Genomic DNA, 19,598 nt, shown 5'->3' on the forward strand with positions numbered 1-19,598 from the left:
TAAATGAGTAGAGAGATTAAGTTTCGTGGAATGGACGTTGAAGGTAATTGGCACATCGGTAATCTAGCTATCTTACCAGAGGATGTGCGGCACCTGAAAAAGGGACATTACATTTCCAATGAGGCAGGACTCCCGTTTGCTTACCAAGTACGACCTGAGACAGTTGGGCAATACACCGGACTAAAGGAAATGTACGAAGGGGACAAACTAGAAATAACTCTTAATTTTGAATACAGAAATGATGTAGTAACCGATGTTATTGATTTTAGATATTACATGTGGGGTTGTAATGATTGGTCGCTGAATGAACTTTTTGACTATGAGAAAAAAGGCGAGTTGAGTTTCAATGTAGTAGGTAGCATCCATGAACCGTGACACAGTTATCCAACAAATGGACAAGCACCTAGAAGTCTGCAAAACGTGCTCATTGAAACTGGACAAGCGATGGGCGCACCCATCCTATAACCGGTTGCAAAGCATCTGCAAAAACGAGTGTCCTACAGGAAAGGAGCTACAAAAGATTGCCGATGATCTGGATCAGATCGTGAAGGATAAACGCAAAAAGAAGGGGATGAGCGCATGACCAGTGCAGATTATGAAAAGTTGGCTCGACGTGAGATATCGGAGAACGGCAATGTATCACCTTCACTCGCTATCAAGATGCTGATTCACATGAAATCTCTTGAAACTCCAAGAGTGCAGATTGATAAGCGGCTGCTAGATCGGAGCTATGGATTCAAGGCATACAGAGAGAGGAAAGTGAGCGCATGAAAGAAGAGATTGCAATGTGGAAGGAGTTCATCACCGTATATACCACAGCCTTAGCAGAGGCAGAGAGATACGGTGATGTGGGTGGGATCGAGTGGAATAAGCACATGATCGATGTTCACCAAAGGAAGATTGATGAAGCTGAGAAGTTGAGCGCTTAGTCCTTTTTCTTCTCATTCATATAGTTGCGGAGGATGACGTTAATCATCGAGCTTACAGAACGATCATCCTTCACAGCTTCTGAACTTACAAACTCAAATACCTCAACATCTAACGTGATTGATAACTTTTCTTTATTGGTTTGTCTCACCATATAAATACACCTCAAAAAAATTATAGCATTTTATCCGATATTTCAAACATTTATCTTGCGAAGTAGGATAAAGTAGGATAAAGTAAGATTATCAGATGGCGAACGAGAAAGGATGGACAACATGGACACCAAAACAAGGTTTTACTATCACGAATGGACGAGCGCGGAGGACGCGCGTTTGACCACAATCATGCTTGATGGTATGCGTGACCGTAAGAAGGTGCTTGAACTGTTCTGCGAAGCGTCAGACCAGCTACAACGCACCGCTAAATCCTGTCAGAACCGTTGGTATGAGATCCGCGCGGCTAAAAATTCGAAAGCTGTTTAGGCGGTGATCATATGGACGGGTGGATAAAGCTTCACCGGAAGATCAGAGAGAACCCAGTATTCAATGACATGAATTTATTCCGGTTATGGATGATTTGTCTCACTGAAGCTACACATAAAGAACGTGATCAAATGATAGGAAAGCAGATCGTGAAGTTGTTTCCAGGTGAGTTTGTCACAGGCCGTTTTGACCTCGCTGAAATGTACAATCGTGGGTTAAAGAAGAAAGAACAAAAACCTCCAACTACGATATGGAGATGGCTAGAAAATTTAGAAAAACACGAATTTGTGGTCATCAAATCGAACAACAAATTCTCAGTAGTAGCAGTGGTTAAATGGCTAGAATATCAAACTGATGGTCAACAAAATGGTCAACAAGTGGTCAACAACTGGTCAACAGATGGTCAACAAGTGGTCACAAACAAGAATGATAAGAATGATAAAAAGGTAAAGAGTAATAGTCCTAAACAAGTTTATGACGAAGACAGTCTTCCGTTTCGGACAGCTAATTATCTTTATACAAACATTTTGAAACATAAGCCGGACTTAAAACAACCTAACCTCCAAACATGGGCAAATGACATGAGGAAGTTAATAGATATAGACAACAGAGAGCCAGCAGAGATTGGAAGAGTGATTGAGTGGGCTACAAAGGATTCATTTTGGCAATCAAACATTTTATCTGCTTCTAAACTCAGAGAGAAATGGGACACGCTCACCGCGCAAATGAAAAATAAGACCGTAAGCATGTTTCCGACCCAGTATCAAAGTAAAGCAGATAAAGACGCTCAACAACGAGAAGAGCTTAAACGAGAAATTGTAGGAGGAATGACGCTTGAAGACATTGGAAAAGCAAGAAGCATTATTGATATTACTCCAAATCAAAACAGCTTACCCCAATTTCAACCTAGACAATGACACAAAGAACCTATGGACACAGTTTCTGATGGAAACAGATGCAGAAACGGCAGCGCATAACCTGAGAGACCATATCAAACAGAGTAAATTCCAACCAACCATCCATGAAATTGTTAAGCCGAACGAAGAAGTCATATTCAAACGACGCAAGCAACTGGCTATCCAGCAAGAAAAGGAAAACGAGGATCGAATGAGGCTGGCAGTTCCGCCACCGTGGAAAACGTTAGGCATCACGAAAAGTGAGTATGAAGATCAAATAATCGCTGAGATGGCATTAGGTAAAGGCGATGAGTAAGACTCACGTGGATCGAAATGCCGAAGCTGCGGTGCTGGGAGCCATACTGTTAAAACCTGAACTTCTAGAAGATACGATCCTAACGGAAGACTCATTTTGTTTAGATGATCTAAAGCTCATATTTAAAACCATGCTACATCTGAGAGAGCAGCAGAAGCCCATAGACACAATTAACATTGTGCATTGCCTGAGTAACGAACAAATCAGCTTTATAGGTGGTACAAGCGTCTTCTTGGACTTGGTAAACCACGCTGGATCACCTGATTACTTTTTATCGCACGAAACGATTGTCAGAGAAAATGAGTTCCTGAGAGACGCTGAACAGATTTACTCAGACATTAATTTAGAGTCACTAAAGTTCAGTGATCCGAAAGAATACACAGCGCACCTCCAAGAGGCCATAGAAAAGCTTGAGTCAAAGATTATCAAGGAAAACACCACAGAGTCAGTCAGCAAGATGCTTGAGGATTATGACGAAACCATATTTGCACGGCAGAAGAATGGTCATGTCCCAGGTTATCCGATCATATCCGATCAGTTCGACAGAAAAGTTGGCGGTGCAAAGAAGCAAGACTTGATCATCATAGGTGCGCGGCCTTCAGTCGGAAAGACAGCCTTTGCGGTGAACATAGCAAGAATGGCCGGAGGTTCTATTAAAGTGGATGCCGTGGAGTTTATAAGCATCGAAATGAAAAAACATGACATCTTGGACCGGATTATCTCAGGACACTCTCGAATCGAAGGTAGGAACCTAGAAAACGGGTATCTGACCACAGAGGAATGGAGTAGGTACACGCATGGCAGTATCTTCTTGCGGCAGAACAATATCTTGATTAACGATAAATCACACCAAACGGTTGAAAACATCGTGAGAGAGATTAAGGCGCTGAAGAAATTGCACAAAGATATCGTTGTAATTATCGACTATCTGCAAGAAATACAAACGGAACGAAAGTTTCAGTCTAGGCGCGAAGAAGTCACATACATCACCAGAAGGTTGAAACAAGCAGCTAGAGATAATGATTGCCCAGTGATATGCATCAGCTCATTAAAACGGGGAGAAAAGCGTCCTACGATGGCAGATTTGAAAGAATCAGGAGATATTGAGTTCGCAGCAGACCTAATTATCTTGCTCCACAGGGATGATTACTTTGAAAAGACAGTCGAGAACAACACCACATATAGCGTGATGGAAGTGATTGTAGACAAGAATCGCAAAGGTTGGACAGGCGTACATGAGATGGTTTATGAGCGCAATCTAAGTAACTTTTTAGAAATGGATAGGAGGGAAACGGCATGAACAAATGGGAGATTTACGAATACCTGAAGAGATGTGGCTACAGTGACAAGATGATTCCAAGTGCTAAATCTTTGAAAATGAGGTTCCCCAATGCAGATCGTGAAGAAATACTGGAGGGCATAGAAGAATATAAGGCGGCAAAGTGGTTACGTAAGGGAGCTTAAAGACGAACAAGCTTAACGAAAGGAGCGTAACCCATGAGAATCCTATGTAGACTATTCGGCCACAAGTACGACTACAACATGCGGAGATGGCACAAACGGTGTAAGCGGTGTGGGAAGACGGCGTTGTAAGAAATTAAATGAGGAGGGTGAAGGGAATGAAGATTAAATGTCCTGATTGTGAAGAAATAACGGAGTTTGATGATTGGACAGACGGAGAAACGGGGTGCGAAGATTGCGGGTCACATCCGGCACTGGTTTGTCCTGCTTGTGGAATTGGGACTGTAGATTTGATCTTTAATGGACTAGAAGATTTTGAATACATCGACCCGACCGAATCACCCAGCGTAGCGGCAGCCGAAACAGGTATAGGGGGTTCCTATGAGTAAACTAACAGAGATCAAACAAGTGATGGAAACGTTGGGAAAAAGTGATTGGAAGCATCCTTGGAGATGGACTTCTCAAAAACGAACAAAAGGAAATGGAGAATGGGGAGACAATGAATTTGCAGTGGGTGATTTAATCAGCCCGATTGATGAAAAATCATCAGACACCATCCTTGAAGTTCAGAAAAATAAGTATGGTCAACCTGAGATTTATTGTTGGGATGAAACGGCGGCAGATTTGATAGCAAAAGCACCTGAATACATTACCTACCTACTTTCTCTCCTAGAAGAAAAGGACAAAGCCCTACAAGGTCAGCACAGATACTTTGAACGGATAAGCGTAACCTTTGGAGAATTCGAGTGTCAGCGGTTGGCGAAGGAAGCTATGGAGAAATATACATCCTCTAACAACGAAGGAGAGAGCTGAATGACACCAGAACGGATAAAAGTGATCAAAAAGAAATTAACGGCATTACCGCCATCATCGGACGCGCCTATTAGCTCAGAGGAGTTGTGCTGGTTGCTGGCTGTTCTAGAAGAGTCACAACAGGAGCAAGAGTATGCCAAACAACAAGCAATCTACTGGAATGACGAGGCTGTAAAGATCAAAAGGCAGTTAGTAGAGGCACAGCAGACCATAGCCCGACAACAGGAGGCAATGGATAGAGCGTCTGACATGATGAATCACAAGCACCCAGCTTATAGATTGTTACAAGACGCATTGCTACCAGCAGCGGAAGGGAGTGACAAGTCATGAATACTCAGTGGGAATGTATGGACTGTGGTACACCAATCGAATATGAACCGGAATATTGTTGCGATGGTCGCGAATGCGGATGCATGGGAAAGCCTATTGAACCACCATTATGTCATAAGTGCTGGGATAAACTGCTCGGAAAAGGGGAGGCACAGTCATGACACAGGTAAAGGATAAGACAGACCAGCAGCTTAACCAGGCGCTGGCTGAGTTAGTGGGGTATAGCGTAGTGAAATATAGGATGCCGCCTGACCCTGATGGATCTAATTGGAGCTTTGACTATTACATGCTTGTTAACTGTGAGGGCATTCCAGTTGAAACAGGGCTTGAAACAGAAGAAGAAGCATGGGCAGAAACTCTGGACTACTGCAATGACCCTGCTGCCAGCCTAGAGGTACAGGCAAAGGCTATAGCAGACAATAAACTCATTTACTTAAATGCTCTGCTAAGCCTAGTTAGCCCCGGTGAAGACATACAATTCGGGTTAGGTGGGAGCATGGAGGTTGTAGGATACAACATTGATGGAACAAGTGCCATGCTCACCGCCAGCCCCCGAGAGAGGGCAGAGGCGGCATATATCACGCTACAGGGGGCGAAAGGGAATGGATAAAGTGTCGTTCTCTTATGAATATGCGAGACCATGTATGGATTGGTATGAATGGATTCGAAAAGAGATCAAACCGGATGATTACTATTATTTCCGAATTGAACGAAGATTTGGTCCTTCGTGGTGGTTGATCGGGATGAAACCAGTTAAAAAGCCTTCGTATCATTGGAAAGACGAGGATATAAGCGAAATAAAGGAACCAGACTTAAAGAGGTTTATCGAGTGGGCCAAAACAGAAAGAGGAAGCAGGATCATTGAAGTAAAGGCGATTAGTAGTGACTTTAATATAATCGAGGAAATAGCGAATCTCATAGGCCGTCAGGCCACCGTAACGACCGAATAGGCGCGAGCCGTAAGAGATCATTCAGATCATTAAGGGAGTAGGAGTATCCCTCCTCTCCCAAAGGTTATGACGAAGTAGACGCATACTGCACAGGAAGGAGCATAAGCTTTGGAACTTAAATATACCGTTCTTAGTGGGAAAATGGCTTTCATTCATAAAGTTCCTATTGAAGAAAAGATTGAAAAATTCATGACCGAGTTTGTATTAAAAGAGCCTTCCTTCATCGGAATTGTTACTGTTTTTAAAGATACAAAGTACTTTGAGGATAACGGAGACATCTACCAAAGACAGCTTGAATATGAGGTTGAGCAAGGAAAGTTTCGGAAGCGAAGATATTCTAAACCGCTTAAATGGAAGGTAGTTGTTACACATTCATAATGCGCAGTACGAAGATACAGGGACAGAGAGGGTTAATAGCCCTCCTCTCCCACAAGGAGGATATAACGTGAAACTGAAATATACATGTCCGCACTGCAGGATTAAATCTTACTCAAAACTTTGGAATGCCGAGACAATGAAAAAGTACGGAACATACTCAGATGAAATTTGCGAGATTCAACAAAGGGAAAACAATTCATTTCACATTTGCCCTAATCCAGAATGCAGAAAAGAGTCAGAAATGTTTAAAGGTGATTTGATCAGGATCGGGGAGGAAGCCCAATGACACAAACACCCATGGCGTACGAACAGTTAAAACAATCGCATGACGAGTGGAGAATGCTTGCAATGCACAACTACGGTGTGGCAAAGGCAGCAGAGGCCCGCGAACAACGGCTGATATTGGCTGCACAAAAAGTTGTAGATCATACAGAACCTATCACGTACTTATCTGCAATGTTATCCACCCTTTACCCAGATACCCCAGCACCCAAGGAGGGCGAATCGGATGCAAGTCTCGATTAATGTGATATGCGAATGCGGGGCGAAGATGACAGTAACGCCTCCAGCAGCAGTCCATAGTTCCCCGAAACATCTGAGGAAGTTCCAGCTTAACTGTTGCTATTGTGAAGGACTGATTGGCACATTTGAAGTGAATATTGGAGATCGAACAGATCAATAGTTTGGCTGTACTGAACTTATAAGGGGGCTGAGACACATGTTACCAATCAAATGGACAGATCGCTTTGGAGAGGATCATTTATTTATGGTGGGTCAGGGTGATGATGTCTTTCATGTGATCCCAAATAAACGCGATGAAGAAGATAATTCACATGTAGAGATATTGTCAAAACAAGCAATTATCGAAATATCAAAAGTGCTGACAGCAGAATAGATTTAGGGGGCTGAGACCCCACACATTTAGGTATAAGGGGGAGAAGAGGATATGAGCGCGGTACCGATTACTTTCGAGGAATGCTTAGCTCCTCCGTCAAAGGGTAGAAAGGCTGTCATCACTAATCGGGGCATGACTTTCGAGTGTGCCAGATGTGGAGTGATGATGCCGAAGTTATTCAAAAAGGACTTTCGCAAGGCAAAAGGTGCTATTCACCAGATTTGTGAGTGTGGGTGCAATAACCACATATTGCAAGGTGTCAGGTACACATGGTGCGATTATGAAGCATTTAAAGAAAGAGAACGGAAATTCGCGCTGTATCAAAAGCAACAGTACGGTGATTCCTAGGCCGAAGGGCTCCGATTCGACCGAATTACCCAGTTTACGGGGGCCGATGAATGACTTCTGCTCCCCATAAAGAGAGGAACAAGACACTAATACAATCTGAAAGCGAGGTAATCAATCATGAGTAGTAGTGGAATCAAACGTCATCGTCGCATATCCCCTATGCCAGTAGCATCCAGCTTTCCGCCACCTAATCGGCAGACAGTACACAGTGAAGTCACTACGTGGAAAATGACAGCAGAGGATTGGGAGAAGTACGGACCGCTCAATCCAACGCCGCGGAATAAGAACCACTACATGTCAGGCAAGAAAGGGGTGAAGAAGAATGCGAAGCAAGTACGGGGCGAAAAAGACGCAAGTTGACGGGATTAACTTTCATTCGATAGCTGAGAGTAAGCGGTACCGTGAATTAATGCTCCTGAAACGCGCTGGTGAGGTCATAGAGGTCGAGTTACAGCCATCATATGTATTAATGCCAGGATTCAAACACAAGGCCACAGGCAAGCGCGTACAAGCTATAACGTACAAGGCTGATTTCTTGGTAACATATGCAGATGGTCATCAAGAGATTGAGGATGTCAAGGGGATGAAGACTCCCGTTTACTCACTTAAGAAAAAGTTATTCATGTACGCTTACCCAGACTTGCAGATACGAGAGATAAGCGCATGATGGCGGCATGGATCAACATAGGTGAGTCTTATGAACTCGTGAGCGAATATGGAGCCCGTGTAGGCACTCTTATAACGTTGGACAAGCAAATACATCACCGCAACTTAAAGTCGCTGTATGAGCCTCCTATTGGCTTTAAAGTAGATAAGTATAAATTCGTGGAAAGGAGACTTGTGAAGAGAATATCAGCGTGAAATAAAGTTGAAGAAAAACGAAGAAATCAAGAGATAATAGTACAATAATGGTAGTAAATATAGTATAATATAGGTAATATCAAAACATTTGGACGAAAAGAGGGGTATTCGTGGAAATATCGCAATTAGTAGCTAAAAGGGAACAGTTACAGTATGAGTTGAACACGGAAAATCAGCGCGGAGCCGTAAAGGATGGGGCTAAGGTTACTCAACTAGAAAACGACATCAAAGCTATAGATATTACCATCGAAGAACAGGGTAAAGCGGAGGAGTTACAAGTAGTTACGGCAGAAGCTGCGAAGTTTATGGAAAGTCTAGACTTTGGTGGAAATGATATCAAAGACCTGTTTATTAACTACAGCGAAGAGAAAGCAATTGTATCCTATGAATACGTTAATGCAGTTATACAAAATGCTGTAGCGAAGATGAAACAGGCTGAGCTTGCGAATCAAAAAACGTTAGAATCAACTATTTCGGCATTACAAGAAAAATATAATCAATCAGAGGCTGCGAATGAACAGCTGAACATTGAATTAAGTAATAAAACGCTGGAGATCGTGGATTTGAACAGCCGAATTACCAATGCTACACGATTACTGGATGAAGAAAAGGTAGAGGTTGAACGACTTAAAAGCCAAGTTGATGATCTTCGTAATGAAATTGCGCTTGGTGCAGCTGCAGCCATTAAAGTTGAAGAAGTTGATGTGCGAAGCGCTCACGAAAAATGGTTGGAACAACGCAAAAAAGAAGAAGATGCCAAGCCGATTATTTATGATATCAGTTGGAAAGATGATATTCGTAGAGACACATATGTGGCTAAATTAGCTGCAACAGATGAAAAAATAGAGTTCCCTTACTACGCCATGAACGGAAATATTGAAGAGCCAACAACGATGAAAGGGAAATATCGGGTGGTGTCCAAGGAAGATACCGAACCCTTTCGTACCGCCTACCTCGAAGAACAAGAACGTAATCATGAGGATATGGCACAACATAGCAGTGTGGAGGACGAGCTAGTAACAGTGCCAGCCTTTCGTGAAGATAGCGACAGCACAACCAGTGGATTGGATCAGACATACGCTAGTAGCGAAGTGGCAGGATCGGAAGTTAGCCGAGAAGAATTCGAAGCACTTAAAAGCACAGTGAAACGGCTGGAGAGCGCAGTATTTACAGTGAGGGAGGTAGCTTAGGCTACCTTTTCTCCTCATGAAAATAGGCGATAGAGTACTCCACAAGTCGGGATATAAAGGCACAGTAAAACGAATTGTAGATCCATGGGTATTCGTGGTTATTGATGGCATGAATACAGCTATACCGTATGGCATTGGGAGTTTGAAAGTAATCGAAGAGGAATAAAAAGTTATCTATAGGGGGGATACACATGAATTGGAAGGAATCATACGCTGATACGTGCGCTGAATTGCAGATGATGAAGCTCAGAGAATTCGAACTTCGTAAGCAATGGGAAGCAGCTCATAAAGCTGTGAAAGAAGGTAAAATGCCTTCAAGCATCTATTGTCATATAGATCTGGTAAAGGGACTAGAACTTTATAACGTAGCTGCTGATAAACTTAATGAGTGTGTAGATGAAGTCCAAAGATTGGAAGGGATTAAACGTCAATATGAATCATACATGGATCAATTCACAGGGTTAGATAATGTAATATTGTCCAAACGGGCACAGGGATACAGCTTGAAAGAAATAGCTGCGTTTACTGGACATTCATACGGATATATTAGAAACAAAATGGCGAAACATGACAAAGAGGTGACACAAAGTACAAAAGCATCGTGATATAATGGTTTCATGAGGAATTGGCATTCGGTAGCGCGCGAACCGCCCCTAAGTGCTGATTCCTCGTCACTTTCATTCCCTCACTGGTCACTACTACTCAGCGTCGATTGCTACGGGTCGGCGTTATCTTTTATACAAGGAGAATGGCAATGGACAGATTCATGGATGCATATGAAGAATATGTGGTAGTTAGATTATTAACATGGATCATCGTTACTGTTCTGGGTGGCTCTATAGGTGGATTCATTTTCATAGGAGTGCAAAGATTATTTTAGCAACAACCGCACACTACGAAGGTGACAGACTCGCTCCTAGTGGTGGTGTGGAAATGCATATAGATGCGATTGCATCAAACGTAAGAGTGATGGTTAACGCCGTTGCTCTTTTTTGTTTTCCTACGATTCTACCGAATAATCTTAACGAAGTGGAGGCCGTATAGGGTTGAAGCGATCAGACCGATGGATATACCTCTTATACACATCAATGTTTATAGCATACACAGGGATCATTTATTTAACTTACTACTGGAGGTGAGAGGAATGGCTGAAGGAGAAGTAAAAGTAGGACGATTGATACCAGATCTGTATGTGCTTGATACAAGCAAGTTAAAGACAATTGGAGATATCGTGTTGCTACTTGGAAACATGAACATAACAACACACGAAGGTACGCCGGGATTTGATGAGATCAAACATTTATTCAAGAAAGTATAGAGTGAGGTGAAAACAATGGCAGACTTGAGACCGCAGATCATGTTGTTTGTAACAGAGTACATCAAGAACGGTGGTAATGGCACAAACGCCGCGATAGCTGCCGGGTACAGTGAGAAATCAGCATACAGCCAAGCGAGTAGGTTGCTAAAAAGTGTTGAAGTTCAACAATATCTTAACAATACTCAACAAAGTATTAACAAGGACTTGCGTATGATGTTCGCTGAAGATGCTGTTAAGGCATATACAGTAATGCTTGAGGTGATGAATGACCCCTTAACACCGCCTAAGGATAGGCTAGTTGCTGCAAGGGATTTGTTGGACAGAGCTGGTTATAAACCAGTTGATAAAATCCAAGCAGATGTGGATGCTGAAATAAGTTTCAAAGTATCATTACCGGAGGGATTGGGCGATGCCGACGATTAACATCGACTTAACCGAGTTGCCGACTCTAACTAATGATCGGTTCTATCCACTCTACATGAACAAGGATAGATACTTGGTGCTGATGGGCGGCGGCGGTTCGGGTAAGTCGGTGTTTACGGCTCAGAAGATCATCTTACGACTGCTGACTGAGAATAAGCACCGTATCCTGGTACTACGTAAGGTTGCTAAGACGCTGCGAGAATCAGTGTTTATGGAGCTTAAGAACGCTATATACCGCTGGGGCTTAGAGAAACTGTTCAAGATCCCGAAGGGAACGAGCTCAGAACTTCACATAAGCTGCATTAACGGCAACGAGATCCTATTTGCAGGGCTGGACGATGTAGAGAAGCTAAAGTCTATATCAGGCGTTACTAGCGTGTGGATGGAGGAAGCAAGCGAGTGTTCACCGGAAGACTTCAGACAGCTTGATATCCGGTTACGTGGTAAGACCATCAACTATAAGCAGATGATGATTACCTTTAACCCAATTGATATCAATCACTGGCTTAAGCGTGAATTCTTCGACCAGCCTAAACCAAATGCCACAACGATCCACAGCACATACAAGCATAATAAGTTCTTGGACGATGAAGCCATTAAGGTACTGGAGGCGTTCAAGGAGACAGACCCATACTTCTATCAAGTGTACGCGCTTGGTGAGTGGGGAGTGCTTGGTAAGACCATATTCAACGCTCAGAAAGTTAGTGAGCGCATCTCATACCTTCGCGACCATGATCCATTGGTGCAGCGAGGGTATTTTATTTATCAGAAAGATGCAGCTGACAAGATCCTTGATACCACTATCCAGTGGATTGAGGATGAGAATGGGTACATCAAGATATTTGAGAGACCACAGCCGCAGATACCTTTTGTGATAGGCGGTGACACGGCTGGTGATGGTTCAGATAACTTTACTGGTCAGGTCATAAACAACGTCACAGGCAAGCAATCAGCCGTGTATAAGAACCAGTTTGATGAAGACTTATACGCCGAGCAGATGTATTGCCTAGGTAAGCATTACAACAATGCACTGATCAGCATAGAGACCAACTTCAGCAGCCATCCAGTAAAGGTACTCAGTCGCTTGGGATATACAAATCAGTACATCAGAGAACGTGAGGATACATTTACAGGTTCCATTACAAAGGCTTATGGCTTTCGGACAGATAAACTTACTCGTCCATCAGCAATTGCAGGACTGGTAACCGTTGTGCGTGAGTCGGTCAATCTGATCATGGATGTAGACACGTTGAATGAAATGTTAACCTTTGTCCGCAACGAAAAGGGACGACCTGAAGCACAGGAAGGTGCTCATGATGACCTTATCATGTCACTGGCTATTGGCTACTACAGCCGAGGACAGCAGGACAGTACGCTGCTACAGAAAGCAATTGAAGTACCAGTAACACCATTCCCATTCCGTACAGACGAATCAACCGGAGGTGATTACTTAGGATGGTAGAGGAAGCAACTAAACTTGGGGACCTATTGAAACTCCCAAACCTTGAGGAAGAAACGAAAACATTAATAAACGCCAAGATGCGAGAGCTAATAGGTGATGTTAAGCCGATTGCGCCTGAGATAAAGCAAGAGGTACAGAGCATCATGAATGAGTACCTAAACGGCGCTACACAAGGGGGTGAGTAGATGTCAGAAGCATTAGATAAGTTAGCTGGAGAAATGGAGAAGCAATACAAAGACGGCCTATCTTATTTGCGAAAGATGGGCTTTCTTGATAAATGGCCAGAGTATGAGCGATTTAAGTCCGGTGACCAATGGCCTGCCGCAACAGCTCGAACCAAGTCGTTACCACGTCCTGTATTCAACCTGATCAAGATGATCGAGACGCACAAGGTCGCTAATGTCATGAGTGAGCAGATCAACATGCTGTTCAGCCGGGAAGAGGCAGACGAAACGCAGGGACAGGAAGATATCGGCGATCTGTTTAGTCGTTACTCTGCTGCCACTTGGGAGAACATCAAGCAGGATGATATCAATGAGGAAGCGTTGGATATAGCAGCCAACACCGGGACAGTAGCTGTGCATTATTACTACGATATGAGCATCAAAGGCGGTGTACAGATGCCATATATTGGAGAGATGCAGGGTGAGGTTATCGACCCTATCAATATCTTCTTCGGTAATGAGCAACAGCGTAATGTGCAGCGACAGCCGTACATCATCATATCCAGCCGTGAGAGCGTCAAAAGTGTACGTGAATACGCTCGTAATAATGGCATGAGTGAAGAAATGTCAACTCAAATCAAGCCAGATAAGGATACGCAGGACGAAGGTTACGACATGGCTAAGACTGAGGTTGCAGATAGCGGTAAGGTGACTGTGATTACACGTTACTGGAAGGACAATGGCGGCAAGATCATGTTCAGCAAGGCTGCTGGTGGTATGACCATCAAGAAGGAAACTGACACGATGCTCAGCCGTTACCCAATCGCTGTGATGCAATGGGAACGTCGTAAGAAGTCTATACGCGGTATTGGTGACACTGAGGGGCTTATACCAAATCAAAAGGCTATCAATACACTGGTAGCTATGCAGATCCTCTCTGTACAGCTTACGGGTTGGCCTAAGCTGATCTATAAAAAGGGAGCGATTGACCCGAGCAAGATAACCAACGCCCCTGGTGAGATGATCGAGGATCACTTGCCTGTAGGTCAGGGTGACGGAGCCAAGTATCTTACTCCCGGTAACATTAGCGCCGTGGCTGGTAACCTAGTTGAATCTATATTAGCTTACACTCGCCAAATGACAGGTGCTGACGAAGCTGCTACAGGCTCTGCACCATCAGCTGACCTTAATGCAACAGCAATTATGCTTCTGCAAAAGGCATCAGCTATCCCAATCGAGTCCATTAAGCGACGTTTCTACTCGTTTATCGAGGACATTGGACGTATATGGGAGGACATTTGGAAGGTTAAGTACAACTTGCCGCGTCAAATCAACCTTAAGGACGATGATGGCGAAGAGTACTCAGCTGAATTTGATGGCTCACAGTATCAAGATGTACCCATGCAGCTCAAGATTGACGTGGGCCCATCATCTACTTACTCCGAATCACTCATGCTGTCTAGCTTAGACAAAGCGCTTGATCGCGGTGATATCGACTATGTACAGTATCTCAAGTACGCACCGCATGCAGTCGTGCCGTTTAGAGATAGGCTCATGAAAGAGTTGGAAGAGAAGAAAGGTATCGTCGGTCAAATGGAACAATTGATTGCATCCATGCAACCTGGGGAGAAGCAAATGTTTGATTCATTGCCACCTGATCAACAGTTTATGTTCCTGCAGCAGAACATTCTTGCACAACAGCAACCGACAGCATTACCAAATCAACCACCACAAGTAGTAGGCATGTAAAACAATGGGCTTCCGCTGAGACTGCGGTTGCCCTTTTTATATACAAATTTGCCCCAACCATAGGGCAAGGAGGCGTTACACATGGAAGAAACCGCCAACCATAGCGGAATTGAAACACAAGAAGCACCTGTCACTGAAGTGACTGAGACGATAACAACACCCGAAGGAGAGTCTTCCCCACCACAGGAAGAGCCAAGAGGGATAAATGTTAAGTACAACAAAGAAGATCGCTTTGTGCCAGAGGATGAGGTATCCAGTTGGGTTCAGAAGGGTTTGAACTATGACAAGGTATCCGAAAAAGCCCAGCAAGCCGAGCGATACCAGCAGATGTTAGAGCGCACAGCTAAATTTTACGGGTTTGATAGCCACGAAACGTACATGACAGCACTAGAACAAGCCGAAACAGACCGCCGCATCCAAGAAGAAGCCGATAGATTAGGCGTATCTGAAGATGTAATTCGAGAGTATGTTCAACCGCTAAAAAGTGAACTCGACCAACTCAAACAGCGTGATCAACAGCGTTCTGAGGCTGATCTTATCCAAAGGGTAGAGACGCAAATTGCCAGCATGGAGAACGATGCAACGAATTATCCGAACTTTGCTCAGTACAAAGTAGATGTAATCAATATGGCAGCCACCAAAGGTTACAGCCTAGATGATGCTTACAAGATACTTACTTACGACTCGCGGGTAACTACCGCATCGCAACAAGCCCAGCAGGAGGCTATACGAAGACTGCAACAAAACGCCGACTCTTCTACTGGTTCTTTGGGTGCTGATGCTCCTGAACATGTAGGGGGATATTCTTCTATGTCTTTAGCTGAGAAGAAAGCATTCAGAGAAAGCGTGAAAAGCGGAACACAAATAAGGAGATGAATTTAAATGTCAACAGAAGTACAAGGATATAACACAGGTGTCGGAGTCAACGCACTAACTGCAGAACAACATACTTATTATCAGGATGCAATGCTTGAAAGATTGATTCCTGAATTGTATTACATGAACTACGGACAGAAGAAGAACATCCCTAAACAAAAAGGGGCCACTACTAATTTCCGTAGATTGAACAGTTTAGCAGTATCTACAACTGCGCTGACCGAGGGAGTGACACCAGACGGTGTTAACCTCAGTATCACACCAATCAATGCAACTGTTAAGGAATATGGTAACTGGACGAAGATTTCCGAGTTCCTTAATCTCACAGGCTTTGATCCACTAATGACCGAAGTTTCCGAGTTGATGGGTGAAAACGCAGGCGAATCTATTGATACTATCGTAAGAGACATGATAGCCGCAGGAACTAACGTTACTTACGCAGCGTCAAAGGCAAGTCGTGTCACTGTTGCGGCGGCTGATAAAATATCAAACTTGGATATTTTGAAGATCCGCAGAACACTCAAGAGAAACAAAGTGAAAAAAATTAAACTACCAGGTGGAAATATGGGGTGGATTGCTTTCATTCATACGGATGTTGCGACAGACCTTATGTTAACTCCTGAATGGATTAGCCAAAACACTTACGTTAACACCAAGAATCGTGAGGAAGGTACGCTTGGAATGATGCACGGTATCTATTTCCTTGAAGTGGATAACGGTGTTAAATTCGATGCTGCCGGAGCTGCTGGTATTGACGTATACGGCACTTTGTTTGTTGGACGTGGAGCGTATGGTGTGCCAGATATTGAAGGATCTTCTAAACCAGAGATCATTGTTCACCAAGCTGGATCTGCTGGATCTGCTGACCCATTGAACCAGTTCAACACTATCGCATGGAAATGTGCATTTACAACTGTTCGATTGAATGAGCTTTGTATTGTACGGTATGAATCAGCAGCAACAGTTTAATATCAAAGGGGCCTACGGGCCCCTTATACTTTTAGGAGGTTGTTAATTATGGCAGCGAAAGAAGTAAACATGGAAGCAGAGATTGCAATTCAAGAAAAGAGTTTGAAAAAACAGCTCGAGGAAAGACCCAAAGTTAAAATTAGTGTTCCTAGAGATACAAGTAATCCCAATGATACACAAATCGTAGTGTGGAATGGCGTGGTTTATTCTATCCCACGCGGCAAAACAGTTGAAGTACCAGATTTAATTGCGGCAATATGGGAAGAGAGTTACAACAAAACAGATGAAATCAACCAGCGTATTGAACAAAGTGTAAATGCAGAAGTAACAGTAATGTGACAGAGGCCCCGCAATGGGGCTTTTTTGTCTATTAAGGGGTGATAACGTGACGCTACAAGAAATAATTGACGAGATTTCCGAGAAGTACCCACATGGCCTGTCCAATGATAGCGTGATCCGTAAGATTAATCAGGTGCAAAATGAACTATTTCGGACTACATTTCCGATAAGAAGCCTTGCTATATACAACCTTCAAAAGAATGTATTTGCTTACAACTTACCATTCCCAAAAACAAACTTAGTTGGAGTGTTTGCAAACGGTGTTGAGCATAGATATCAGGACGTGCGCAGGAAGTCGAACACGCCATTCTATTACTTTGTTGGGACAACAGGGTTTGCTCTCTACCCAACACCTACCGAGGACGTTGTGGGCGGTCTCACGCTGTTTTATAACAAGTACCCTGCACAACTAAACGTCAATTCATTATCAGCTGTACCAGAGCTTGATGCAGACTTTCACATGTTGCTGGTATACGGTGGATTGGTGCAGATCACTGAGAACTTTAACGATGTGGCGATGGTGAATAACTACACTGCCAAGTACAACGGATTGATTGAGGAATTCAACAAAGTCAACGATGAAACACCGGATTACCTTGTTATTGAAGATGTCATGGGGGGGTTGTTATGAGCTCGCAATACGATATTACACAGCAGTTCCTTAATGGTGGGGTCGTACCAGCGGATCTGGTGGGACAGGAGACAGTTTCTAAAACATATGTAGATGGTAAAGTTGGTTCTCAAAATGCTGAAATAGCCGTTATCGCTGGATTAGCAGCAACAGCTCAGAACACAGCAAATGTGGGTGTTAGTGCAGCTGGTGCAGCTCAATCAACGGCGACCGCAGCTGTGGGTGCTGCTGGTGTAGCTCAACATACAGCTGAAGTAGCACAGGCTACCGTTGATACACATCAGGTTTCTACGAAAGCTCATGACTCATTAAACATCACTTATAGCGGTCCAGTTTCAGGTGCTTCAAGCGTAAAACAGGCACTCGATCTGACTAAACAACGAGTAGATAACATCGTTGCCAGTGGCGGTGAAAGCAACATCGAGATTGTGGATGCGCGGCAACCGGCTACAGGAGAAGCGTACCCAGTATTAGGTGCTCGATTGAACAATGTTGATGCGCAGTTGGCGGATAAGACGGAGTTAGAAGGGTATCAGTATACAGAAATAACCACGACAGAATACGGAGCACATAATACCACCTATTACATCACTCGGATACCAAATACAGATTCTAAGGGGCAACCTATCCGGCTGGAGCACGGCATTTCCCAGGACAATATGTCTGGGTATAGCTTGGAGACGGCTCGGTCATTTGCGACCCGACACCGGGCGACACTGGCGATTAACGCGGGCATCTTTAACACCAGCACCGGGGCACTGCAAGGTACATCCATCATAGACGGAACAATCGTAAGTAAGGAAAGTTCCGTTTTCTGGCGGCTGGGGATCAAGGCAGACAATACCCTGGTGCTGTTTCAGCCTTCTGTAACCGCTCAAGATATCATTGACGCAGGATGTCCAAATTGCATAAGCGCTTTTTATCCTTTAATCATTAATGGAGCGAGTGTGGGTACTGAAATTTCATCTTTGATAGATAATTGGGCTGATCCATACCAACGCCAAATCATTGCACAGATTTCCTCGACAAAGGAGATATTGATATTCAGTTGTAACGGCAAGGGAGTGGGCGGTAATGTTGGCCTGACTTACCCTCAATGTATCGAAATCCTGCTTGCGCAGGGTGCCACTCTCGCTTACGCGCTGGATGGTGGCGGCAGCGTGTCTACTGTAAAAAGTAGTGTTCTTGTTAACCAGGCTACAGATAACCGTGGATATTCAGAACGCAGTGTGGCCGACTTCCTTTACGTGACGAAGGATCATCCTGCAAATTTTACTGATACCCTCAATAGAGAATTAGGCAAGATTTACAAAGCGTTGGCTGATATGAAATTGATGATACCAGACACCACCGATTTTAGTTTCAACTACATCAATCTGGAAAACACTCTGAACGCTGATCTGACTGGAATACGAACAAAGCTGAACGGAGTAAATAGAACAAAAATGTACCTTGATTTAGTTAGGTGGGCTTATTACAACTATCTAACCGGAAAAAATATTGTTGAATTTAACGACGCGTTCAAGCCCGGTCGATTCAAGATGAATGAGCTATTCTACTATGCTGCTCCTGATAACATAACATCGAGTAACGTCCAGGGTATTACTAATCTTAATGATATTAAGGAAGAGAATAGAGTCTTTGTAATATCTGCAAATGTCTCTAATACACCCGTAGTCGGAGACGGACTATGTTACACAAACTACTTTTCTTCAAGCTCATGTGTTCAGGAATACCGACCAATTAACAACACAAAGTGGAAACATAGATGGTTCTTAGGTGGATCATGGGGAGCATGGACAGATAATTAAGGGGGGGAA

36 protein-coding genes are annotated in these 19,598 nt (G+C 43.7%); 35 read left to right on the forward strand and 1 reads right to left on the reverse strand.

Going from position 1 to position 19,598, the window contains the following annotated elements; translation table 11 throughout:
- The first annotated feature begins 3 nt into the window (after positions 1–3).
- Genes MKX35_RS27890 through MKX35_RS27900 form a run of 4 tightly spaced genes read left to right on the forward strand, consistent with a single transcriptional unit; the run spans position 4 to position 929 of the window.
- Complete coding sequence (locus tag MKX35_RS27890; protein WP_076298329.1) at positions 4–375, forward strand: hypothetical protein; 372 nt, start codon at positions 4–6, stop codon at positions 373–375.
- A gap of 16 nt (positions 376–391) precedes the next feature.
- On the forward strand, positions 392–583 hold the full coding sequence (locus MKX35_RS31950; protein ID WP_445252427.1) for a hypothetical protein: 192 nt from the start codon (positions 392–394) through the stop codon (positions 581–583).
- Positions 580–771: a hypothetical protein gene (locus MKX35_RS27895; RefSeq protein WP_076219313.1), complete on the forward strand. Its 192-nt coding sequence runs from the start codon at positions 580–582 to the stop codon at positions 769–771. Before MKX35_RS31950 ends, MKX35_RS27895 begins: the two co-directional genes overlap by 4 nt.
- Positions 768–929 carry a hypothetical protein gene (locus MKX35_RS27900; protein ID WP_179086642.1) on the forward strand — a complete coding sequence of 54 codons (162 nt, stop codon included), beginning with the start codon at positions 768–770 and terminating at the stop codon, positions 927–929. The genes MKX35_RS27895 and MKX35_RS27900 overlap by 4 nt, the downstream gene beginning before the upstream one ends.
- Here MKX35_RS27900 and MKX35_RS27905 read toward each other — a convergent pair.
- Positions 926–1,081 (reverse strand): toxin-antitoxin system protein, encoded by a 156-nt coding sequence (locus MKX35_RS27905; RefSeq protein ID WP_143759290.1) that lies wholly within the window; start codon positions 1,079–1,081, stop codon positions 926–928. The genes MKX35_RS27900 and MKX35_RS27905 overlap by 4 nt on opposite strands.
- A 178-nt stretch (positions 1,082–1,259) precedes the next feature.
- Between MKX35_RS27905 and MKX35_RS27910 the strand changes: the two genes are divergently transcribed.
- The 31 genes from MKX35_RS27910 to MKX35_RS28055 all read left to right on the forward strand — a co-directional run bounded on the left by MKX35_RS27910 (position 1,260) and on the right by MKX35_RS28055 (position 19,589).
- Complete coding sequence (locus tag MKX35_RS27910) at positions 1,260–1,409, forward strand: hypothetical protein (RefSeq protein WP_179086641.1); 150 nt, start codon at positions 1,260–1,262, stop codon at positions 1,407–1,409.
- Between the two features lie 11 nt (positions 1,410–1,420).
- Complete coding sequence (locus MKX35_RS27915) at positions 1,421–2,326, forward strand: hypothetical protein (RefSeq protein WP_076298326.1); 906 nt, start codon at positions 1,421–1,423, stop codon at positions 2,324–2,326.
- Positions 2,244–2,621 carry a replicative helicase loader/inhibitor gene (locus tag MKX35_RS27920; protein WP_076298325.1) on the forward strand — a complete coding sequence of 126 codons (378 nt, stop codon included), beginning with the start codon at positions 2,244–2,246 and terminating at the stop codon, positions 2,619–2,621. The genes MKX35_RS27915 and MKX35_RS27920 overlap by 83 nt, the downstream gene beginning before the upstream one ends.
- Complete coding sequence (locus MKX35_RS27925; protein WP_076298324.1) at positions 2,614–3,921, forward strand: replicative DNA helicase; 1,308 nt, start codon at positions 2,614–2,616, stop codon at positions 3,919–3,921. The genes MKX35_RS27920 and MKX35_RS27925 overlap by 8 nt, the downstream gene beginning before the upstream one ends.
- Positions 3,918–4,085, forward strand: coding sequence for a hypothetical protein (locus tag MKX35_RS27930; RefSeq protein WP_179086640.1), 168 nt, complete (start codon positions 3,918–3,920; stop codon positions 4,083–4,085). The genes MKX35_RS27925 and MKX35_RS27930 overlap by 4 nt, the downstream gene beginning before the upstream one ends.
- 33 nt (positions 4,086–4,118) lie before the next feature.
- Complete coding sequence (locus MKX35_RS31955) at positions 4,119–4,214, forward strand: DUF1660 family phage protein (protein WP_076208670.1); 96 nt, start codon at positions 4,119–4,121, stop codon at positions 4,212–4,214.
- A 26-nt stretch (positions 4,215–4,240) separates the two neighbouring features.
- Positions 4,241–4,471 carry a hypothetical protein gene (locus MKX35_RS27935; RefSeq protein WP_076298323.1) on the forward strand — a complete coding sequence of 77 codons (231 nt, stop codon included), beginning with the start codon at positions 4,241–4,243 and terminating at the stop codon, positions 4,469–4,471.
- Entirely contained in the window at positions 4,464–4,895 is a 432-nt protein-coding gene (locus tag MKX35_RS27940) for a hypothetical protein (protein WP_076298322.1), read from the forward strand. Before MKX35_RS27935 ends, MKX35_RS27940 begins: the two co-directional genes overlap by 8 nt.
- Positions 4,896–5,225, forward strand: coding sequence for a hypothetical protein (locus MKX35_RS27945; RefSeq protein WP_076298321.1), 330 nt, complete (start codon positions 4,896–4,898; stop codon positions 5,223–5,225).
- 157 nt (positions 5,226–5,382) lie between these two features.
- The gene (locus MKX35_RS27950; protein WP_076298320.1) at positions 5,383–5,835 is read left to right on the forward strand and encodes a hypothetical protein; all 453 of its coding nucleotides are present in this window, start codon (positions 5,383–5,385) and stop codon (positions 5,833–5,835) included.
- Positions 5,828–6,175, forward strand: a complete 348-nt coding sequence (locus tag MKX35_RS27955; RefSeq protein ID WP_076298319.1) for a hypothetical protein — start codon at positions 5,828–5,830, stop codon at positions 6,173–6,175. The genes MKX35_RS27950 and MKX35_RS27955 overlap by 8 nt, the downstream gene beginning before the upstream one ends.
- A gap of 108 nt (positions 6,176–6,283) precedes the next feature.
- Entirely contained in the window at positions 6,284–6,553 is a 270-nt protein-coding gene (locus tag MKX35_RS27960) for a hypothetical protein (RefSeq protein ID WP_076298318.1), read from the forward strand.
- 67 nt (positions 6,554–6,620) lie between these two features.
- Complete coding sequence (locus MKX35_RS27965; protein ID WP_076298317.1) at positions 6,621–6,839, forward strand: hypothetical protein; 219 nt, start codon at positions 6,621–6,623, stop codon at positions 6,837–6,839.
- On the forward strand, positions 6,836–7,078 hold the full coding sequence (locus MKX35_RS27970; protein ID WP_076298316.1) for a hypothetical protein: 243 nt from the start codon (positions 6,836–6,838) through the stop codon (positions 7,076–7,078). Before MKX35_RS27965 ends, MKX35_RS27970 begins: the two co-directional genes overlap by 4 nt.
- Positions 7,079–7,271: 193 nt before the next feature.
- Positions 7,272–7,448, forward strand: a complete 177-nt coding sequence (locus MKX35_RS27975; protein WP_179086639.1) for a hypothetical protein — start codon at positions 7,272–7,274, stop codon at positions 7,446–7,448.
- Between the two features lie 465 nt (positions 7,449–7,913).
- Complete coding sequence (locus MKX35_RS27980) at positions 7,914–8,156, forward strand: hypothetical protein (protein WP_143759288.1); 243 nt, start codon at positions 7,914–7,916, stop codon at positions 8,154–8,156.
- The gene (locus tag MKX35_RS27985; protein ID WP_076298314.1) at positions 8,119–8,463 is read left to right on the forward strand and encodes a DUF1064 domain-containing protein; all 345 of its coding nucleotides are present in this window, start codon (positions 8,119–8,121) and stop codon (positions 8,461–8,463) included. Before MKX35_RS27980 ends, MKX35_RS27985 begins: the two co-directional genes overlap by 38 nt.
- A gap of 304 nt (positions 8,464–8,767) precedes the next feature.
- Positions 8,768–9,847, forward strand: a complete 1,080-nt coding sequence (locus MKX35_RS27990; protein WP_076298312.1) for a hypothetical protein — start codon at positions 8,768–8,770, stop codon at positions 9,845–9,847.
- Positions 9,848–9,863: 16 nt separating this feature from the next.
- Positions 9,864–10,013: a hypothetical protein gene (locus MKX35_RS27995; protein ID WP_341044502.1), complete on the forward strand. Its 150-nt coding sequence runs from the start codon at positions 9,864–9,866 to the stop codon at positions 10,011–10,013.
- Positions 10,014–10,038: 25 nt separating this feature from the next.
- Positions 10,039–10,452 carry a hypothetical protein gene (locus MKX35_RS28000; RefSeq protein ID WP_076298311.1) on the forward strand — a complete coding sequence of 138 codons (414 nt, stop codon included), beginning with the start codon at positions 10,039–10,041 and terminating at the stop codon, positions 10,450–10,452.
- Between the two features lie 149 nt (positions 10,453–10,601).
- Complete coding sequence (locus tag MKX35_RS28005) at positions 10,602–10,727, forward strand: hypothetical protein (RefSeq protein ID WP_256716204.1); 126 nt, start codon at positions 10,602–10,604, stop codon at positions 10,725–10,727.
- Positions 10,728–10,991: 264 nt separating this feature from the next.
- Positions 10,992–11,165 carry a hypothetical protein gene (locus MKX35_RS28010; protein ID WP_179086638.1) on the forward strand — a complete coding sequence of 58 codons (174 nt, stop codon included), beginning with the start codon at positions 10,992–10,994 and terminating at the stop codon, positions 11,163–11,165.
- 15 nt (positions 11,166–11,180) lie between these two features.
- The gene (locus MKX35_RS28015) at positions 11,181–11,588 is read left to right on the forward strand and encodes a terminase small subunit (protein WP_076298310.1); all 408 of its coding nucleotides are present in this window, start codon (positions 11,181–11,183) and stop codon (positions 11,586–11,588) included.
- On the forward strand, positions 11,575–13,050 hold the full coding sequence (locus tag MKX35_RS28020; protein ID WP_076298309.1) for a PBSX family phage terminase large subunit: 1,476 nt from the start codon (positions 11,575–11,577) through the stop codon (positions 13,048–13,050). The genes MKX35_RS28015 and MKX35_RS28020 overlap by 14 nt, the downstream gene beginning before the upstream one ends.
- The gene (locus MKX35_RS28025) at positions 13,044–13,235 is read left to right on the forward strand and encodes a hypothetical protein (protein WP_076298308.1); all 192 of its coding nucleotides are present in this window, start codon (positions 13,044–13,046) and stop codon (positions 13,233–13,235) included. The genes MKX35_RS28020 and MKX35_RS28025 overlap by 7 nt, the downstream gene beginning before the upstream one ends.
- Positions 13,236–14,963, forward strand: a complete 1,728-nt coding sequence (locus MKX35_RS28030) for a portal protein (protein ID WP_076298307.1) — start codon at positions 13,236–13,238, stop codon at positions 14,961–14,963.
- Positions 14,964–15,044: 81 nt separating this feature from the next.
- On the forward strand, positions 15,045–15,839 hold the full coding sequence (locus tag MKX35_RS28035; RefSeq protein WP_076298306.1) for a hypothetical protein: 795 nt from the start codon (positions 15,045–15,047) through the stop codon (positions 15,837–15,839).
- Positions 15,840–15,845: 6 nt separating this feature from the next.
- The gene (locus MKX35_RS28040) at positions 15,846–16,808 is read left to right on the forward strand and encodes a N4-gp56 family major capsid protein (RefSeq protein WP_076298305.1); all 963 of its coding nucleotides are present in this window, start codon (positions 15,846–15,848) and stop codon (positions 16,806–16,808) included.
- A gap of 48 nt (positions 16,809–16,856) precedes the next feature.
- Positions 16,857–17,147: a hypothetical protein gene (locus MKX35_RS28045; protein WP_076298304.1), complete on the forward strand. Its 291-nt coding sequence runs from the start codon at positions 16,857–16,859 to the stop codon at positions 17,145–17,147.
- Positions 17,148–17,193: 46 nt separating this feature from the next.
- Entirely contained in the window at positions 17,194–17,778 is a 585-nt protein-coding gene (locus MKX35_RS28050; RefSeq protein WP_143759286.1) for a phage adaptor protein, read from the forward strand.
- Positions 17,775–19,589, forward strand: coding sequence for a phosphodiester glycosidase family protein (locus MKX35_RS28055; RefSeq protein WP_076298302.1), 1,815 nt, complete (start codon positions 17,775–17,777; stop codon positions 19,587–19,589). Before MKX35_RS28050 ends, MKX35_RS28055 begins: the two co-directional genes overlap by 4 nt.
- Positions 19,590–19,598: the final 9 nt, after the last annotated feature.

It is taken from the genome of Paenibacillus sp. FSL R5-0923, from assembly GCF_038009145.1.
In the GTDB taxonomy this organism is placed as follows: Bacteria; Bacillota; Bacilli; order Paenibacillales; family Paenibacillaceae; genus Paenibacillus_AQ.

Excerpts from the sequence above, each read along its gene's own strand:
- MKX35_RS27890 (WP_076298329.1), top strand. The coding sequence starts at position 4 with ATGAGTAGAGAGATTAAGTTTCGTGGAATGGACGTTGAAGGTAATTGG.
- MKX35_RS31950 (WP_445252427.1), top strand. The coding sequence starts at position 392 with ATGGACAAGCACCTAGAAGTCTGCAAAACGTGCTCATTGAAACTGGAC.
- MKX35_RS27895 (WP_076219313.1), top strand. The coding sequence starts at position 580 with ATGACCAGTGCAGATTATGAAAAGTTGGCTCGACGTGAGATATCGGAG.
- MKX35_RS27900 (WP_179086642.1), top strand. The coding sequence starts at position 768 with ATGAAAGAAGAGATTGCAATGTGGAAGGAGTTCATCACCGTATATACC.
- MKX35_RS27905 (WP_143759290.1), bottom strand. The coding sequence starts at position 1,081 with ATGGTGAGACAAACCAATAAAGAAAAGTTATCAATCACGTTAGATGTT.
- MKX35_RS27915 (WP_076298326.1), top strand. The coding sequence starts at position 1,421 with ATGGACGGGTGGATAAAGCTTCACCGGAAGATCAGAGAGAACCCAGTA.
- MKX35_RS27925 (WP_076298324.1), top strand. The coding sequence starts at position 2,614 with ATGAGTAAGACTCACGTGGATCGAAATGCCGAAGCTGCGGTGCTGGGA.
- MKX35_RS27930 (WP_179086640.1), top strand. The coding sequence starts at position 3,918 with ATGAACAAATGGGAGATTTACGAATACCTGAAGAGATGTGGCTACAGT.
- MKX35_RS31955 (WP_076208670.1), top strand. The coding sequence starts at position 4,119 with ATGAGAATCCTATGTAGACTATTCGGCCACAAGTACGACTACAACATG.
- MKX35_RS27935 (WP_076298323.1), top strand. The coding sequence starts at position 4,241 with ATGAAGATTAAATGTCCTGATTGTGAAGAAATAACGGAGTTTGATGAT.
- MKX35_RS27940 (WP_076298322.1), top strand. The coding sequence starts at position 4,464 with ATGAGTAAACTAACAGAGATCAAACAAGTGATGGAAACGTTGGGAAAA.
- MKX35_RS27945 (WP_076298321.1), top strand. The coding sequence starts at position 4,896 with ATGACACCAGAACGGATAAAAGTGATCAAAAAGAAATTAACGGCATTA.
- MKX35_RS27950 (WP_076298320.1), top strand. The coding sequence starts at position 5,383 with ATGACACAGGTAAAGGATAAGACAGACCAGCAGCTTAACCAGGCGCTG.
- MKX35_RS27955 (WP_076298319.1), top strand. The coding sequence starts at position 5,828 with ATGGATAAAGTGTCGTTCTCTTATGAATATGCGAGACCATGTATGGAT.
- MKX35_RS27970 (WP_076298316.1), top strand. The coding sequence starts at position 6,836 with ATGACACAAACACCCATGGCGTACGAACAGTTAAAACAATCGCATGAC.
- MKX35_RS27975 (WP_179086639.1), top strand. The coding sequence starts at position 7,272 with ATGTTACCAATCAAATGGACAGATCGCTTTGGAGAGGATCATTTATTT.
- MKX35_RS27980 (WP_143759288.1), top strand. The coding sequence starts at position 7,914 with ATGAGTAGTAGTGGAATCAAACGTCATCGTCGCATATCCCCTATGCCA.
- MKX35_RS27985 (WP_076298314.1), top strand. The coding sequence starts at position 8,119 with ATGCGAAGCAAGTACGGGGCGAAAAAGACGCAAGTTGACGGGATTAAC.
- MKX35_RS27995 (WP_341044502.1), top strand. The coding sequence starts at position 9,864 with ATGAAAATAGGCGATAGAGTACTCCACAAGTCGGGATATAAAGGCACA.
- MKX35_RS28000 (WP_076298311.1), top strand. The coding sequence starts at position 10,039 with ATGAATTGGAAGGAATCATACGCTGATACGTGCGCTGAATTGCAGATG.
- MKX35_RS28005 (WP_256716204.1), top strand. The coding sequence starts at position 10,602 with ATGGACAGATTCATGGATGCATATGAAGAATATGTGGTAGTTAGATTA.
- MKX35_RS28010 (WP_179086638.1), top strand. The coding sequence starts at position 10,992 with ATGGCTGAAGGAGAAGTAAAAGTAGGACGATTGATACCAGATCTGTAT.
- MKX35_RS28015 (WP_076298310.1), top strand. The coding sequence starts at position 11,181 with ATGGCAGACTTGAGACCGCAGATCATGTTGTTTGTAACAGAGTACATC.
- MKX35_RS28020 (WP_076298309.1), top strand. The coding sequence starts at position 11,575 with ATGCCGACGATTAACATCGACTTAACCGAGTTGCCGACTCTAACTAAT.
- MKX35_RS28025 (WP_076298308.1), top strand. The coding sequence starts at position 13,044 with ATGGTAGAGGAAGCAACTAAACTTGGGGACCTATTGAAACTCCCAAAC.
- MKX35_RS28030 (WP_076298307.1), top strand. The coding sequence starts at position 13,236 with ATGTCAGAAGCATTAGATAAGTTAGCTGGAGAAATGGAGAAGCAATAC.
- MKX35_RS28035 (WP_076298306.1), top strand. The coding sequence starts at position 15,045 with ATGGAAGAAACCGCCAACCATAGCGGAATTGAAACACAAGAAGCACCT.
- MKX35_RS28040 (WP_076298305.1), top strand. The coding sequence starts at position 15,846 with ATGTCAACAGAAGTACAAGGATATAACACAGGTGTCGGAGTCAACGCA.
- MKX35_RS28045 (WP_076298304.1), top strand. The coding sequence starts at position 16,857 with ATGGCAGCGAAAGAAGTAAACATGGAAGCAGAGATTGCAATTCAAGAA.
- MKX35_RS28055 (WP_076298302.1), top strand. The coding sequence starts at position 17,775 with ATGAGCTCGCAATACGATATTACACAGCAGTTCCTTAATGGTGGGGTC.